Source organism: Natrinema limicola JCM 13563 (assembly GCF_000337475.1).
In the GTDB taxonomy this organism is placed as follows: Archaea; Halobacteriota; Halobacteria; order Halobacteriales; family Natrialbaceae; genus Natrinema; species Natrinema limicola.
Window position 1 is genome coordinate 118017 of the sequence record NZ_AOIT01000065.1, and the last position, 15698, is coordinate 133714.

Sequence of the window (15698 nt, forward strand, 5' to 3'; positions counted from 1 at the left end):
CAGTTCGCCCGGCGGCCACCACCCTGCACCCATCCGGGCGACTTTTGATCCGTGTAACCACAGTAAGTGGCAGCGACTCGGTCTCGAGGACGCAGAAAATCCCGCAGCTTCGAACAGCAATACTGATCGGCTGCACCCCATAGCCTATGTCAAGAAAGGAGAGACAGAGGCAGGTATTGAGCTACACGTTCTGGAAGAAACGGCCGTGGAAGCCGAAGGGTTCCGCGTGTGGGAGAACAGCCCGCGCTTGAACCTTGAGCGTCGCTGCGTCAAAGATCATGAGTTCCGTCCGCTCACGTTGGGTGTTCAGCGCCGTCGCGAGCACGACGCCCTCGTCTTCGGTGTCGGCATCAGGATGCTGGACGGGAACTGGTTCCTCGATGTAGACCGACCGCTTCCACCACTCCCTGGCGGTGCCTGTCTTACAATCCACTTTGACGAGTCCGTTCGCCCCCGTGCGATCGGTCACTTGTCCGTATACATAGCGGTGGCGTCGGCCGACGACTGCGCGGGCGACGCGTGGCATCTCCATCGCGCCATCGTAGAGTCGTGTCCGGCTGATCGTATTCGAATCGGGGTCGATGCGGTACCGCATCAGGTGGGCATCGGGCACGTCTGGAAAGCCGTCGCCATCGAGTTCGGACAGTGACATGGTGTCGACGATGTCGCCGTTCGGGAACGCCACGAGATCGAGGACGATCGTCCCGCTGTCAACGTAGGCGTTGACATGGTGAAAGGTAAAGACCGGCTCGAACGTCGGATCGGCAACAATGTCGCCGGTACTCCGATCGACCACGAGTACGCGTGTGTCACGCTCTGGCTGCCAGTCAAGCATGTCGATCGCCCCCTCAGCAAACGGATTCAGTGCCTGAAACACCGACAGAACGAGCGGCGACTCCACGATGATGACGTGGTTTTCGGTGACGCTGCAGTCGTGGATATACGCCGGCCCATTCGCGTCGAGAGAGGTGATAACCTCACGCGTGCGACTCCCAGCTGGGAGACGGTAGAGGTGGTACTGTGGTTGCCGGCCGAACTGCGTAGCGAAGCCGATCAGTTCATTCCGGTGAGGGTCGTCGACGAAATGCGCGGTCGTGATGTGTTCGGGCAGGTCGTCGTGAAATCGAAAGCGCCCGCGTGTCTCGAGTGTCTCGGGATCGAAGGCGACCCGGCGCGGGGTTTCGGTGAGTGCGACGTATTCGCCGTCGATGTAGGCGACGTGAACGTTCGCATTGTCGGTCGGATCCGGGACCCCCAGAGAGGGTATGATCTCGAGGAGACGACGCCAGCCACGCGTGTCAGTGCCGAACTGGCCGGTCAGCCGACCGTCCATTGCCTCAGCGTAGGCATCGGTGCGGAGGAACCGGTTCGAGTAGTGGAGCAAGCCGTCGTTGAAGGCGTAGCGGCGGAGCATCGCTAGGCCGTCGAACCAGTGGTTGACACGGCGACCGCCGACCTCGAAGCGGGCAGGGCCGTTGCGAATCAGCGTCCCAGAGAGCCAGTCGGGAATGGAGCCCTCGACCGTCGGGTGGTGATCGCGGACTTCGGTGGTCAGCGAGTGAAAGCCGGCACCAGATACTGTCACAGCTACGTATTCAGGTGAAGCGGCAATCAATCTTCGTGCGCGTCGATCCGGATCGCGTGATTGTCTCACACCCGGACCCTCCCTCGAGCGGGTTCGGATTCACTATGGGCCCGCTGTACCGACAGCAGTCACCCACAATCCACCAACGGCCGCGGCGAACGTCAAGAAGATCGCAATGGTGAAACTCCCTGTAAACTCGACGCTCGCCGTTCCAAGCGGCGGCATCGCGAGGGCGGCAACGCCGATTGCGACGTTGAACGTGCCGACAATGGCAGTGTCTTTCTCGGGTGAATAAACGCCCATGAGAAGCGGGATATACAGCGTTGCGGAGCCACCCAGTCCGAGTCCGATCAAGCAAATCGCGATCACGACTATCGAAACTGAGGGAACAAACAACATGGCGATACCGGCAACTGCACAGACGAGTGACGCGAGAAACGCTCGTCGCGAGCCCATGACGTCGGCGAGATAGCCGCTGGCGATTCGCGAGATAATACTGACACCGCCGATCAACCCGAATGCGGTCGAGGCACCAGCTGCCGTCAGTCCGCGAGCGGCGAACAGATCGACGGCGTAGGCAGCAAGCAACTGGTACCACGCAAACGAGAGCGCGATCCCGACGAATAGCAACTGAAACGTCCGCGTCCCAGCTAAGCGAACGAGCCACTCGAGCAGTTCGCCGGCAGTCGCAGTCGACTGTGCCGCCCAGTTCGGACGGCGACAGACGAGCCCGGCAAGCAGAAAGGCGAGCGCAGTTGTCGACATGATCAGCAGAAAGCCACGCCGCACACCGACTTCCGAGAGCGTACGCTGCCAGATCGGCGGGAGCACGAACAATCCGAGTCCGTTGCCGACGAAGAGCAGTCCCGTTGCGGCCCCTCGGCGACCCTCGAACCAGCGCGGAACGACGGAGGCGAGGAGAACGAACGCCGTTCCAAGTGCGAGTCCGAGAACGGCAAACACGACGAGCAGCCCACCGAGCGAATCCAGGAGATACAGCGACGGTGCGACCATACCGGTTGCGAGCGAACACGCGAGCAGCACTGCTCGCGCCCCAAACCGTGCGCCGAACACGCCGATGAGCCCGGAGCCGATAAAGAACGTAAAGAGCATGATAGAGAACACACCGGAGAGCGCGACCGATGAGACGCCGAATGCATCGCTGAACGGTGCGCGGAAAATACCGTACGAAAGCGGCGTCCCGAAGGTGAACACCATCGCCACGGAGCCGACGATCGCCACGATCCAACTACGGCGGCTGTCGGGCTGTTCAACACGATCAGTATGCACGACCCATTCTCACTGATAAGCGGTCGAAAGGGTTCTGATCTTGATTGGGAGATCTGCGGTCGAACTGCGAACGAGCCACGCACTGATATCACCGTTCCCCCTCTCGTCCTCGCGTTGACGTATTCCAAGGGTCAATCTGTACGGCTTTGACGTATTCCAAGGGTCAATCTGTACGGCTTCGACGTCGTGTTCCTTGGCTTTGTATTCAACGTACTCAACCGGCTGCTCACCCCGGGTTTTCGAGACTGAGACTGATAATACCACACCCAATTTTTGTGTGTCCGTACCATCATCGGGTCCATGCTCGAGCGGATTCTCTTTCCCATCGACGGAAGTGACTGTGCAAATCAAGCGCTCGCTATTGGCGTCGACATCGCAGACGGTGAGAAAGCAGCACTGCATCTCCTTTCTGTGATCGCTATCACGGCGTTGGGGACCGATGCTCGTCCAGATATCCAGATGGAGGCGCTGGAGGAAAGCGTCCATGAACTGCTGGACGAGGCTACGGCGTTCGCGGACGGCGCTGGCGTCGAACCAGCGTCGAAAGCAGTCGAATACGGCCCCTCGATTCACCAGGAGAACCTCACGCATATTGAGACCCACGACATCGACCTCGTCGTCGGAACCCACGGTCGAACGGGCTTCAACCGTTACATACTGGGGAGCGTCACCGAATATCTCGTTCGCACGTCGCCGATTCCGGTACTGACGGTTCGAGCACCCGAAACAGACATGTGATGTGTCCACAAACCATACAGGGAGCCAGCGGTGTGTTCCGAGAGTGGTCGCGTATTGCCTCACCGTATTCGCGTAACTGTAACACGCTGCAGTTCGGAGTGACACGAGTTCAGCGATAGAGACGAGACTGTGACATCCCTCAAGGAACCCTTTCGACAGCATGACTCACGACGATTCAGACACGCTTCGTTCGGAATCCTGGCACGCGACATCGACTGACGAACTCTTTTCGGCGTTAGCGGCCGACGAGACGGGACTTTCAGCCGACGAAGCAACTCACAGACTGTCAGAGTACGGCACGAACGACATCCACGACGCTAAACGGGAATCGGCTCTCAGCCTGCTCGTCTCGCAGTTCCGTGACCCACTCATCTATCTCCTCGTCGTCGCGGCGCTTCTCTCTCTCGGTGTCGGGTTCATTCCCGGCGGTGAGCCCAATTATACCGAGACAGCGTTTATCGTCCTCATCATCGGTGCGAACGGGTTGTTCGGCTTCATTCAGGACTATCAGGCCACCCGGTCGATCGAAGCGCTTCGTGAACTCGCAAGTCCGGATGCGACCGTCCGCCGCGACGGCCGAAAACAGATCGTCGATGCCGAACAGGTCGTTCCCGGAGATGTCGTCTACCTCGAGCAGGGAGATGCGGTTCCGGCCGACGCTCGAGTCATAGACGCTGAGGAATTGCGGACGAACGAATCGCCACTCACCGGAGAGAGCACGCCCGTCGAGAAGACACCCGGAACTGTCGGCGAAGACACGCCGCTGGCTGAGCGCCGCAATATGGTCTACAAGAACACGACCGTCATAAAAGGTCGCGGGAGAGCCGTCGTCGTCGACACCGGCATGGAGACCGAGGTCGGTGGTATCGCCAGTCAACTCGGAGAGACTGATGATCAACGGACACCGTTTCAGGCCGAGGTCGAGCACCTCGGAAAGCAGATCGGTGGGCTGGTCGTCACATTGATCGTCCTCGTCGTCACTGTGCAATTCCTGTTCACCGCGACAGAACCGGTTGCAATCCTCCTCGTCGGGATTACGCTCGCCGTTGCGGGAGTGCCAGAGGGATTACCCGCTGTCGTGACGTTCACACTGGCACTAGGCGCACGTGAAATGGTCGCCCGGAACGCGCTCGTCAGACGGCTCCCGGTCGTCGAGAGTCTCGGATCGGTCGACGTCATCGTCACCGACAAGACCGGGACAGTCACCGAAAACCGGATGACAGTGACCCGTCTCTACGCGTCCGGTTCCGTCGTTGATCTGTCCGACTCGAGCGTGCAATCGGAGGGCGGACCCACCGAAAATCAGCAAATCGCTGCGAACGGCAACGAACGGTTTCGACCGACAGTTGCCCCGCTGTTACGATGTGGAGCTCGCTGCAACAACGTAGACCGGACGGACGGGGAGTATCGAGGCGAGCCGACCGAGATCGCGCTCCAGCGGGTCGCGGATGAAGCGGGTATCGAACCAACTGGAGAACGTCTCCGTGAGATCCAGTTCTCCTCGGAGCGAAAGCGGATGACTGTCGTCGTCGACGACGGGGAGCCGACGGCCTACATGAAGGGGGCACCGGAAACCGTTCTCGATCGATGTGACTCCATTCTCGAAGATGGTGACGTGCACGAACTTACTGAGGACAAACGACAGGAAATCCGTGACCGGACGGAATCGTTCGCGGAGGATGCGCTTCGGGTACTGGGATTCGCGTCGAAGGGTGTCGACGATCCGTCAGCCGACGCGGATCAGATCGAGGACGAACTGGTGTTTCTCGGCCTGCAGGGGATGCTCGATCCACCCCGAACGGAAGTCGAAGCGGCAATCGCCGACTGCCAGTCGGCTGGCATCCGGACTGTACTAGCGACTGGCGACAATCTCACCACGGCCGAGGCCGTCGGCGAGCAGATCGGACTCGATCCTGCTGGGGCACTCACGGGCAGCGACATCGACGACCGATCGGACGACCAACTCGAGAGCACTATCGAAGACGTCGACGTGTTCGCCCGTGTGACGCCAGAGCACAAGGTTCGCATTCTAAACACGCTCCAGGATACCGGACACACCGTCGTAATGACCGGCGACGGCGTTAACGACGCACCAGCCCTCACACAGGCGGACGTCGGGGTGGCGATGGGACAGCGCGGCACCGACGTCGCTCGGCAGGCGTCCGATATGGTTCTGCAGGACGATAACTTCGCCACGATTCGTGACGCGATTCAGGAGGGGCGAGGCATCTTCGAAAACGTACGCAAGTTCGTCAACTACCTCGTTTCGACTAACACCGGCGAGGTACTGGTCGTGTTCCTCGGGGTGTTGCTCGGGAGTCTCCTCTTCCCGGCACGGTTTTCTGGAACGTCGCAAGCGTTGATTCTGACGCCGATCCTGATCCTTTGGATCAACCTCGTCGCGGATACGCTTCCTGCGCTCGCGCTGGGTGCCGATCCCCACGCGGCTGGGCTCATGAACCGGCCACCACGACCCAGCGACGAAGGCGTCATCAACACGCGCGTGTTCGTATCGATACTGACGATCGCTATCCTGTTGGCAGTGACTGGATTGGGTATCTTTTTTTATGCTCTCGAACAGACGGGATCTCTCCTGCGCGCCCAGTCGCTCCTGTTTACCTTCATCGTCGTTGTTGAGTTGATCCGCATCCAAGTCATCCGCTCGCGGTACGATCAGCCGCTTCGCTCGAATCCATGGCTCGTCGGTGCGATTGGCATATCGCTCCTCATCCAGCTCGCAGTCCTGTATACACCGCTTCACGGCTTCTTCCAAGTCGTTCCCCTCTCCCTTGTCGAGTGGGGATGGATAGCCGTTGGATTCGTCGTGTTCCTCCTCCTCAACGTGTTCATAGCTCGGCTGAATACCAGAATCTTTGACTCACGGTCGTCGAAATGAGCGACGGATTTTGATAGACTCGAGCGGAATCAGCGAAAAGACACCTAGACAACGGAAACGGCAGTTGACTCGGCAGTTTTTCCGAAATTGTCCGGAGACACCCCTCTATCGATGTGTTCGTGGGAGATGATTACTTCCAACTCGAGTCGGAGTTCATACTACTGGACAAAACGGTTCATCCCTCGGTCGCACCTAAGCCGCTGTCGCCGACGGCGACAGCCGTCGAGACGCGATCAAGTATTCACTGACTGTTGTCCGGTAGTATCAAGAGAGGACAGTGAAAGGCATGGGCAAGATAGTAGCCACTGAACGTCAGTGCACACCTGAGCGCACGAGGGCTGTGCAATCAGTGTGTAACCAGTGCAGTTGTTACGATAATTATAATTGACATGATCAGAGATTGTGATCGACGTGATTAGAGACCATACGTGTGATCAACGTGAGTAGTGGCGGCGTTGTTCAGTGAGAGTGTCGTCGCGTAAGACACGGGAGACGTTTCGAACCGTACAGAAACACCCCTCTGTACGGAAACACCCCTCTATCGATGTGTGTCTATACCTGTACCGAAAACGAACGAGGTCGTCACGACACAGACACCCCTCTATCGATGTGTTCGATATGAAGGTGAAGGCGGGAGAAGAGCCTACGAACGGAAAACGGAGTGCGAGAAGGAAGCCGTTCTGGGAGGATCCGATAGAGAACAGCCTCGAGAAGGGAAATATAGTACGATTCAGCTTTCGAGAGCAGGGCTATTCTATTCCAACGGAAGGTCGATCTGTAGCGAACTCGAGGGAACAAACGAACGCCAGTTCGGAACACATCGAACACATCGATAGAGGGGTGTGTGAGTGTCTAGTCTAGAAGCTAGAAGAAGAGAAGAGAGAATTGACTCGCTTAGCGTCCTTGATATTATCTAATCGGCCCTCTCCTTCGATATCTCGAGGCAGCGGACTTCTCAGTTTATCACTCCCGTCGGATACCCCCACCCCCCTCTGACACATCGAACACATCGATAGAGGGGTGTCTGTGTTCCCACCGTTTTGAGGCGTAACACATCGTCGGTCGTCAGTTACAACTCGAGGCTGTCCACTCGCAGTTCTGGGGAACTGGTGGTGATACCTTCTCAATCGAAGAAATACACATCGATAGCGGTGGGGAACACTTTTGGTTCCACCCTGTATGGGTCATCGTATGGATGACTTCGAGGATCCTCGTGATGGGGCGGGGACATCGAAGGATGACACGACGGAGCAGGCTCTTTCCTCGTCTGATTCGACTGCATCCGAACGGCCCTCATCTCCGACTGACCCAGCGTCGGCCGATGAATCGAAATCGATCGAGGACATGTTACTGGCGTTCGACCAACAGGACGGCCTTATCCGTGACCGGTCGCTTCTCGATCCGAACCATATCGTCGAAGAGGATCGGATCGTCGGCCGCGACGAGCAACTCCAGGAGGTAACCAAAATGCTCCGCGTCGCGCTCGGCAATAATCGTCCTCCGAACCTCTTCCTCTACGGTCCCTCGGGAACCGGCAAATCACTCATTACGAAAGCCGTCTGCAAGAATATCACCTCAATTTGCCAGACTCGAGACATTCGATTCGGGACGATCGAAGTCAACTGCCAGGATCTCGACACCCTCGGTGTTGCAGTCTACGAACTGGCGAGTCGCGCTGCGGACGAAGCTGACGTCGACGTGGAGGTTCCGAAACATGGCGTCGCGACGAAAGAAAAGTGGGACGAACTCTATCGGATCGTCAACGAGAACTTCGACTCTGCGGTCTTCGTTCTGGACGAACTCGACATGCTCGTCGGTCGTCGGGACAAACAGGAGCCGGCGTTTTCTCGATTGCTCTATCAGCTCTCTCGAGCCGGCGCAAACAACGAACTCACGGCCCACATCTCAGTCGTTGCGATCTCCAACGATACGAAAATGATGGAGTCCGTGGGCAGTCGGGCCCTGAGTTCGTTTACCCCCGAAGACGTCCACTTCGACGATTACGATGCGAATCAGCTGCAATCGATTCTGCGTCGGCGGCAGGACGCGTTCTACGAGGACGTCCTCGACGACGATGTCATTCCACTGGCGGCGGCCTTTGCAGCTCAGACCCACGGCGATGCCCGCAAGGCGATCGACCTGATGCGCGTTGCCGGCGAACTCGCAGAACGCGAAGGTGACGAGCGCGTTCGGGAAGAACACGTTCGCGAAGCACAGGATAAAGTCGAGAAAAATCGGGTTCTCGAGGTCGTCCGCGGTATCAGCACCCAGAAGAAGCTGTGTCTCTACGCGACCGCGGCTGTCGCCGCTGAGGCGGACGACGAATCCGCTCGCAGCACGACCGGGTACCGTGTCTATCAGTTCCTCACTGACGCGATCGGTGCCGAGCAATACCATCAGGAGACATATGTAAATAAGATGAAGGAAATGACGACGTACTCGCTCGTCGACTTCGAACGTCGGAGCCACGGGCCGAGTTCGGGCATGTTCCTCGAGTTTCAGTTCGGTGAGCGTCCCGACACGATCCTCGAAACGATTCGTGAAGATTCGCGTCTCGATATGGTCTCTCCGGACGAAGTAACGAGCGTCGTCAAGGCACAGGTTCGAAACGAAAACTGAGTCGGTATCGCGACCCCATCCTCGCACACACCTCTATCGATGTGTGATCTGGAAGAATAGCTGCTAAAACGTGGTATCTCGAGCGCGAATTTTCGTTCTCGATTGCTCTTTCTAGCCACTCCTCTTCCTGTAGAAATGCTATCGTGTTATTCAGGCACTGTAATTTCGATCATCCTGCGAAACACACCTCTATCGAAGTGTTCCGTATTCAGCTCACCGATCGCTCGAGGTGCTCTGTTTGTTTTCCCCTTTGTAGAGACAGTAGTGTGGCTTCAATCGTAAGGAACTCGTCAACCTGTTCAGCGGAGCTTCGCGGGGCGGCCGTCCACGACGCTCGGTCGAAGTTCATTGACTCCACCGTCGTTCTATATAATTATGCTCTTCAACCGAACCAGTCATCTCGGTATCAGATTCGACTTGTTAAGTCAGTACGGACCATAGTACGACTGACGACACCCACCATGGCAGAAGAATGGATCGAGGAAGCGTTAGCGGACCTCCCGCCGAGTGCGAACCTCGTTTACAAGGTCCTCGAGTACAACGGACACCTGTCACAGAAGCACCTCATCGAGGAGACCAGACTCTCGTCACGGACGCTGCACTACGCCATCAGCCAACTGGAAGACGCCGGGCTCGTCACGTCCCAACCAGCACGTTATGACGCCAGACAGACCTGCTACACCCTTGTTAGGGACTCAGGGAGCTCGACGTACTCGCGCGATGCGCTCGTCAATCCAGGGTGGGTCCGAGAGCATCTCTCGTCGTTCCAGCAGGACGAGACGTCCACACGACTCGTCTACGTCGAGACAGACGACTCCGCTAACGCGTTTATTCCAGGATCGATCGTCCTTGACTTGGAGTCGGCCCTGCTCGATCCTAACCGCCAGCGCCTTCCCGACCGGCTGGAACTTGAGGAGTTGCTCGGCAGTCGCGGCATGACTGAAGACACGACTCTTATTCTTTACGACGATGTGGAGGGACGTCACGCCGCGTACGTATATTGGGTCCTCGCCTACTACGGACATCGAAACCAGCGACTGCTCGACGGCGGCCTCGAGCACTGGATCGCCAACGGATATCCCACGACCGACGTTCCGAGTTCGTTTCCCGCGATTGAGTATACCGCCAGCGGACCGTTCGATCACATGCGGGCGTACCGCGACGACGTCGCCCGCGCAATCGCTCAGGATACCGTGTTGCTCGACGTCCGAAAGGAATCTGAATACTGTGGCGAGGCCGACGACGGGAGCGATCTGTCGCCGTCGACGCCCATCCAGGGACACGTTCCCGGAGCCATCAACATCCCACTGGACCGACTGTTCGACGGCCACCGGTTCGCTTCCCGAAGCGCCGTTGAGGACGTCTTGGCCGCTGCCGGTGTCACCAGCAGCCGAACGATCATCGTCTACTGTGGCGTGGGAGCACGCTCGGCGCTCGCGTGGGTCGTCCTCTCGGAACTGCTGGGGTACCCCGAAGTGATGAACTACGACGGCTCCTGGACCGAGTGGGGGAGCCTCGTCGATGTCCCCGTGGAAACGGAGTGAGAGTTCCGTCCGGATCTCACTTGAGACGGAGTATGTGAGTGTGTCTGCCCACACTCTGATACGGTCTGCTGTCCCGATGTCCCGATGTCTCGGTGGGACCGCGACCGCCCTGCGGTCTCACCGCCACTGACTGACAGTAGTCCCTATGATTCACAATCGATCGTCCAATTCGCTCCGGCTAGAGACGTGTCCGCGTTCACAGCCGACGTTGGTGCCACCAGAAACGAGCGTCGCTCCGAACTCATCTCGGATCAAAGTCTGCAATTATTGCAGCAGTCTCGACACAGGTCGTGTCGGTTCCGGTAATTACTCCTATCGCTGGCTTTGTCACATTGCTTCACCTAGCCATAGGGTGGGAATGACACGCATAGCAATTCTCGGTGCCGGAGCAGGCGGCGCGATGACTGCCAACATCCTGCGTCGGAAACTCGGCCGAAACGAGGCGACGATCACCCTCGTCGATAAGAGTGTAGAACACTTCTACCAGCCGTCGTTCTACCTCGTCCCGTTCGGCTATCTGGAGCCAGACCAGTCGCGGAACATCCGTGACCTCGTTCACAGCGACGTCGAATTCGTCCACGACGCAGTAACGGGTGTCGATCCCGACGAGCAGGTCGTGCACCTCGAGGAGGCCGACGAGGATCTCACCTACGACTACTTGGTGGTGGCTACTGGCCACCGGCTCGCCCCGGAGACGACCCCAGGGATGGTCGAGGGCTGGGAGGAGACCGACACGGTGTACCCGTTCTACCACTACGAGGCTGCTCTCGAGATGCGCGAGGGGATTCAGAACTTCGACGGCGGCACCTTCGTCGTCACGATTCCGGACACACCGTTCAAGTGTCCGGGTGCGCCGCTGAAGATGACGATGCTTGCCGAAGACTACGCTCGGCGACAGGGGTTCCGTGACGACGCCGAGTTCATCATGACCCGGAACGCTGACCACCACTTCGGCGTCCAGCCCTATCGGGACAAACTCTACGAGATCTGGGACGAACGCGACATCGAGTTCAAGGCCAACACGTCGGTCACCGAGATCGACCCGGACGCGCAGGTCATCCACACGGACAACGGCCAGATCGAGTACGACTTCTGCGCACCCGTCTCGCCACAGTACGGCCAGCACGCCATCACCGACAACTCGCCACTGACCGAGGGTGACGACGAACACGACGGCGAGTACGTCACGATCGACAAGCATACTCTTCAGCACGACGAGTACGAGAACGTCTTCGCGCTGGGCGACTGTGAGAACGCACCGCATTCCAAGACTGCAGCAGCCGCCCGCAAGGAGTCCCACGTCGTGGCAGAGAACGTCGTCCGCGCGATGAACGGCCGTAAGCCCGAACCCAAGTACGACGGCTATGCGGCATGTCCGCTGCTGACCCAGAAAGGCAAGGCGATGGTGGCGGAGTTCGACTACGAGGAAAGCATCTCCGCACCCGTTGAGACTCGCTCCAATTGGATCCTGGACGTCAACGTTCTGCCATCGGTGTATTGGGACCTCTGGATGCGCGGCTACGACCCGCTCCCGGTGTAAACAATGAGCCAAACAGACGCAAGTGGCTCGGCCGAAGCGGCCCTCAGCGATGAAGAGGTGGCGGAACTCGTCGCGACACTCAACGAGAACGCCGACGAACTGCAAGAGTTGCTGGAGTTGCTAAGCGTGCTCCAGGAGACGGCCGCGGACCTCGCTCCCGAAATGCGGACGGCTGTCCGGGAGAACCGCGAGCCACTCCGTGACGTCCGGATGGCCTTCGAACGTGAGGAGACCCTTGTTCTCTTCCAGCAACTCGGCGAACACTCCGAGGACCTGACCGAACTCCTCGGCCTGCTAGATGCCACCGAAGGGCTGGCCTCGGATCTGGCACCGGAACTTCGTCTCGCCGTCCGCGAGAACCGTGACGTCCTCCGGCGGCTCCGAATGGCCGTCGAAAACGAGGACATGCTCGTCCTCATTGAGCGACTGGGCGAGAACGCGGACGTACTCGCAGAGACACTCGACCTCCTGGATGCGACGGAGGGACTGGTCGAAGACCTCATTCCGGAGCTCCAGGACGCCAGCGGCGACATGCGGCCGGCAATCCGACAATCTCGCCTCGTCGCGGCTGGGTTAGTCGACGCGACCAGCGACTATGACATCGATCCGTACCAGCTTGGACAGAATCTGGGGAACGTGATGTGGTTCACGCAGCAAGTAGGCGATCCCCAGGTCCTCAAGACGCTCGACGCCGGTCTGGGCGCATTCGCCGAGGAGGAGCCCAAAGAGATGGGGGTTCTGGGGCTGCTCAGTGCGCTCCGGGATCGGAACGTCCGGCGCGGCATCGGTCGAATCGTCGAGTTCCTCCGACGGGTGGGAGCGCGATGACGGCCCTCGCCCGTACGATCTGTTGGTTCAGCCGAGGGTGTGCCTCATCCAGCCCGCGACGGTTCTGGCAGTTGTTTCCGGCTTGTCGCGAGGCACGCCACGGTGGCGCGGTAGCACTGACGATCGGTTAAGAGACAGCGAAACAATACCGATATTCATCCATGACAGACACAATTACGGCGGACGAGCTCAAGAAGAAAATCGACCGAGACGAAGACTTCGTCCTCTTCGACAACCGGAGCCCCGAGGACTACGAGAACTGGCACATCGCGGCGGCCGAGAACATGGAGTACTCGGCCACGGACGAAGAACTCCGGGGCGATTTCGACGCGGTTCGAGACGAACTCGAGGAGGACACCGAGATCATCACGATTTGTGCCGTTGGCAATGCTTCCCAGGCGTTCGGCGAGTGGCTCGAGGAACGGGACTACGAGAACGTGTCCTCGGTCGACGGCGGCATGGAGGCCTGGAGCCGAGTGTACGATGTCGTTCCCATCACGACGCGGGACGACGACGTAGAGATCATCCAGCTCCAGCGCCGCGCGAAGGGGTGTCTCGGTTACGTCGTCGGATGCCGACGCACCGGTGAGGCGGCGATCGTCGATCCGTCCCGGCACACCCAACAGTTCCTCGAGGCTGCCCGAGATCACGGCTTCGACGTGACGGCAATCTTCGAGACGCACATCCACGCCGACCACCTGATGACCGGTGGGAAGCGCCTGCGCGACGAACTGGACATCCCGTACTACCTCGGAAGCGAGATCGAGACGCGGGACCCGCAGTTCGAGTACGACCCCGTCGATCCCAACGACACCGTCGACATCGGCGAGGTCACGATGAAGGGCGTCCACACGCCCGGGCACACCACTGGCTCGACGAGTTGGCTGGTCGAAGACGAGGCGATCATGACCGGCGATACCCTATTCGTCGAGTCCGTGGGCCGGACCGAGCTTCAGTTCGAAGGTGGTGACGCCGAGGAGGCGTCGGCGGTGCTCTACGAGACACTGCAGAAGCTGATGGCCGAACCGGACACCGTGACGGTCCTCCCGGGACACTTCAACGTCACCGACGACGGCGAATACGTCGGCGTCACGCCCGGGATGCCGATGCAGTCTCCTATCGGTCACATCCGGACCCACAACGAAATGATCCAGATGGACAAAGCGGAGTACGTCCAGGCCGCGTTCGAGACCATTCCGGAGAAGCCCCCGAACTACGAGGAAGTCATCGCGACGAACGAGGGCAAGCGCGAACTCGAGAGCGAAGAAGAGGCCAACGAACTCGAACTGGGGCCGAACCGGTGTGCCGCCACCGAGGAGAGCGTCGTCGGCGACGACTGATACGGTCTGCTGTCCCGATGTTCCGGTGGGCCCGCAGTGCGGGTCGTGGGTGCGCCGGAACTGACTGACAGCAGACTGTATGAGCACTGGTCGAGCAGTAATGTACGACACAATTCCTTTCCGACGAACGAGTCGAAGGGGAAAAACGAGTCCACGATCACGCACTTGAATTAGCCGTTGATCAGAACACGACGCTCCACGTCGGCTCGACGCCGTCGACGAGGTGACTAGCGATCGGTGATCGAGCACTTCTGCTCGAGGCAATCCGCATGGATGGGGCGGGATTGCTCGATTAGAAGCATGTTATACGATCGATCAGTGAGGAGAACTAATACTATTAGGTTAGAGTACTATGGTGGGAGTAACTAAACTTGGGCAACCAATATGTCACCTAACCGACCATCCACCACAAACCGTTCCAGTCAGGACACTGATCTCGGGTCTAAAAACGAGTGTGAGATCTGCGGATCGACAGACTCACTCTCGAAATATTCGTTTGAAGCGTCGTCAGGTGACAGTTCAACGGTCGTCCTGTGTCCGAGCCATTATCAAGTTGCAGTTCTCCTAAGTGGGTCCCGTTTTCTAGATTCCGACACTTCGACCGATTATAGCCTCCAAGAAACGAAGAAAATCACGGTTCGCGTCCCACGCGCATTGATCGAGGGTGCGGACTCCGTCGCTGAACAAGCGGGGCAGACGCGTAGCGAGTTTGTTCGTGATGGGATACAGATGGCAATGGAAATCCAAGAGATGGAAGAGGCATTTAATGACATCATCTCTCAAGCAGTCCAATCACAACCGGACAGCGAAACGGAGAGTGATGTCGAGTTTCTCAAAGAACGGATTCGAAAACTCGAGTCCCTGCTCGAAGATAGTATTGACAAAATTTAGTTCTCCGCTGGGGTTCATAATTGGATAGTATCGAATCCGGTGACTACACCAGAGTTCGAAATTACCAGCGGACTGCCGTTCAGTAGGTCCGCAAGTCCGTTACTGGTCGCGGGTGACGAACCACCAGTCGTAGTAATTGAGTTCGTCGTCGTCAGCAGCCTCNACCAGCGGACTGCCGTTCAGTAGGTCCGCAAGTCCGTTACTGGTCGCGGGTGACGAACCACCAGTCGTAGTAATTGAGTTCGTCGTCGTCAGCAGCCTCGGCTTTTCGGTCTTGTGCGTCTGCTTCGGTACCCGGCGGTGACAGGAGGACCTGATCACCGAATTTCTCGTTGTTTGGCCAGTCAGCGGGAGCGGCGACACCGTCGTCGTCGCTCTTCTGGAGTGCACGCAGCGAGCGGAGGACTTCGTCGATGTTGCGGCCGAT

The 15698-nt window shown here is 58.6% G+C and carries 10 protein-coding genes and 1 pseudogene; 8 read left to right on the top strand and 3 right to left on the bottom strand.

Translation table 11 applies throughout. The annotated features are described in order from the left end of the window. Positions 1 to 181: 181 nt before the first annotated feature. Together C476_RS15835 and C476_RS15840 are read right to left on the bottom strand one after the other, a co-directional pair. The gene (locus C476_RS15835; protein WP_008014736.1) at positions 182 to 1585 is read right to left on the bottom strand and encodes a carotenoid oxygenase family protein; all 1404 of its coding nucleotides are present in this window, start codon (positions 1583 to 1585) and stop codon (positions 182 to 184) included. Between the two features lie 102 nt (positions 1586 to 1687). Continuing rightward, on the bottom strand, positions 1688 to 2803 hold the full coding sequence (locus C476_RS15840; RefSeq protein WP_083857084.1) for an MFS transporter: 1116 nt from the start codon (positions 2801 to 2803) through the stop codon (positions 1688 to 1690). Positions 2804 to 3175: 372 nt separating this feature from the next. Here C476_RS15840 and C476_RS15845 point away from each other — a divergent pair, with 372 nt between their 5' ends. From C476_RS15845 to C476_RS15880, 8 genes are all read left to right on the top strand, one after another. Next, positions 3176 to 3613 carry a universal stress protein gene (locus C476_RS15845; RefSeq protein ID WP_008014741.1) on the top strand — a complete coding sequence of 146 codons (438 nt, stop codon included), beginning with the start codon at positions 3176 to 3178 and terminating at the stop codon, positions 3611 to 3613. Positions 3614 to 3773: 160 nt separating this feature from the next. Next, positions 3774 to 6509: a cation-translocating P-type ATPase gene (locus C476_RS15850; protein WP_008014743.1), complete on the top strand. Its 2736-nt coding sequence runs from the start codon at positions 3774 to 3776 to the stop codon at positions 6507 to 6509. A 1191-nt stretch (positions 6510 to 7700) separates the two neighbouring features. Continuing rightward, complete coding sequence (locus tag C476_RS15855) at positions 7701 to 9128, top strand: orc1/cdc6 family replication initiation protein (protein WP_008014744.1); 1428 nt, start codon at positions 7701 to 7703, stop codon at positions 9126 to 9128. Between the two features lie 461 nt (positions 9129 to 9589). Continuing rightward, positions 9590 to 10672, top strand: a complete 1083-nt coding sequence (locus C476_RS15860; protein ID WP_008014746.1) for a rhodanese-like domain-containing protein — start codon at positions 9590 to 9592, stop codon at positions 10670 to 10672. 358 nt (positions 10673 to 11030) lie between these two features. Further along, positions 11031 to 12212: an NAD(P)/FAD-dependent oxidoreductase gene (locus C476_RS15865; protein ID WP_083857081.1), complete on the top strand. Its 1182-nt coding sequence runs from the start codon at positions 11031 to 11033 to the stop codon at positions 12210 to 12212. Positions 12213 to 12215: 3 nt separating this feature from the next. After that, complete coding sequence (locus C476_RS15870; protein ID WP_008014750.1) at positions 12216 to 13040, top strand: DUF1641 domain-containing protein; 825 nt, start codon at positions 12216 to 12218, stop codon at positions 13038 to 13040. A gap of 161 nt (positions 13041 to 13201) precedes the next feature. Further along, positions 13202 to 14380, top strand: coding sequence for an MBL fold metallo-hydrolase (locus C476_RS15875; RefSeq protein ID WP_008014751.1), 1179 nt, complete (start codon positions 13202 to 13204; stop codon positions 14378 to 14380). A 654-nt stretch (positions 14381 to 15034) separates the two neighbouring features. Next, a complete protein-coding gene (locus tag C476_RS15880) occupies positions 15035 to 15271 on the top strand; it encodes a hypothetical protein (protein WP_241430511.1) in 237 nt (78 codons plus the stop codon). A gap of 199 nt (positions 15272 to 15470) precedes the next feature. On the opposite strand, the pseudogene C476_RS15885 reads toward C476_RS15880, so the two are convergent. After that, positions 15471 to 15698 (bottom strand): annotated as a pseudogene (locus C476_RS15885) (peroxiredoxin); the annotation flags it as partial.

Coding starts and splice junctions, on each gene's coding strand:
- C476_RS15845 (WP_008014741.1), top strand. CDS start 3,176: ATGCTCGAGCGGATTCTCTTTCCCATCGACGGAAGTGACTGTGCAAAT.
- C476_RS15855 (WP_008014744.1), top strand. CDS start 7,701: ATGGATGACTTCGAGGATCCTCGTGATGGGGCGGGGACATCGAAGGAT.
- C476_RS15870 (WP_008014750.1), top strand. CDS start 12,216: ATGAGCCAAACAGACGCAAGTGGCTCGGCCGAAGCGGCCCTCAGCGAT.
- C476_RS15865 (WP_083857081.1), top strand. CDS start 11,031: ATGACACGCATAGCAATTCTCGGTGCCGGAGCAGGCGGCGCGATGACT.
- C476_RS15860 (WP_008014746.1), top strand. CDS start 9,590: ATGGCAGAAGAATGGATCGAGGAAGCGTTAGCGGACCTCCCGCCGAGT.
- C476_RS15875 (WP_008014751.1), top strand. CDS start 13,202: ATGACAGACACAATTACGGCGGACGAGCTCAAGAAGAAAATCGACCGA.
- C476_RS15850 (WP_008014743.1), top strand. CDS start 3,774: ATGACTCACGACGATTCAGACACGCTTCGTTCGGAATCCTGGCACGCG.
- C476_RS15840 (WP_083857084.1), bottom strand. CDS start 2,803: ATGGTGTTCACCTTCGGGACGCCGCTTTCGTACGGTATTTTCCGCGCA.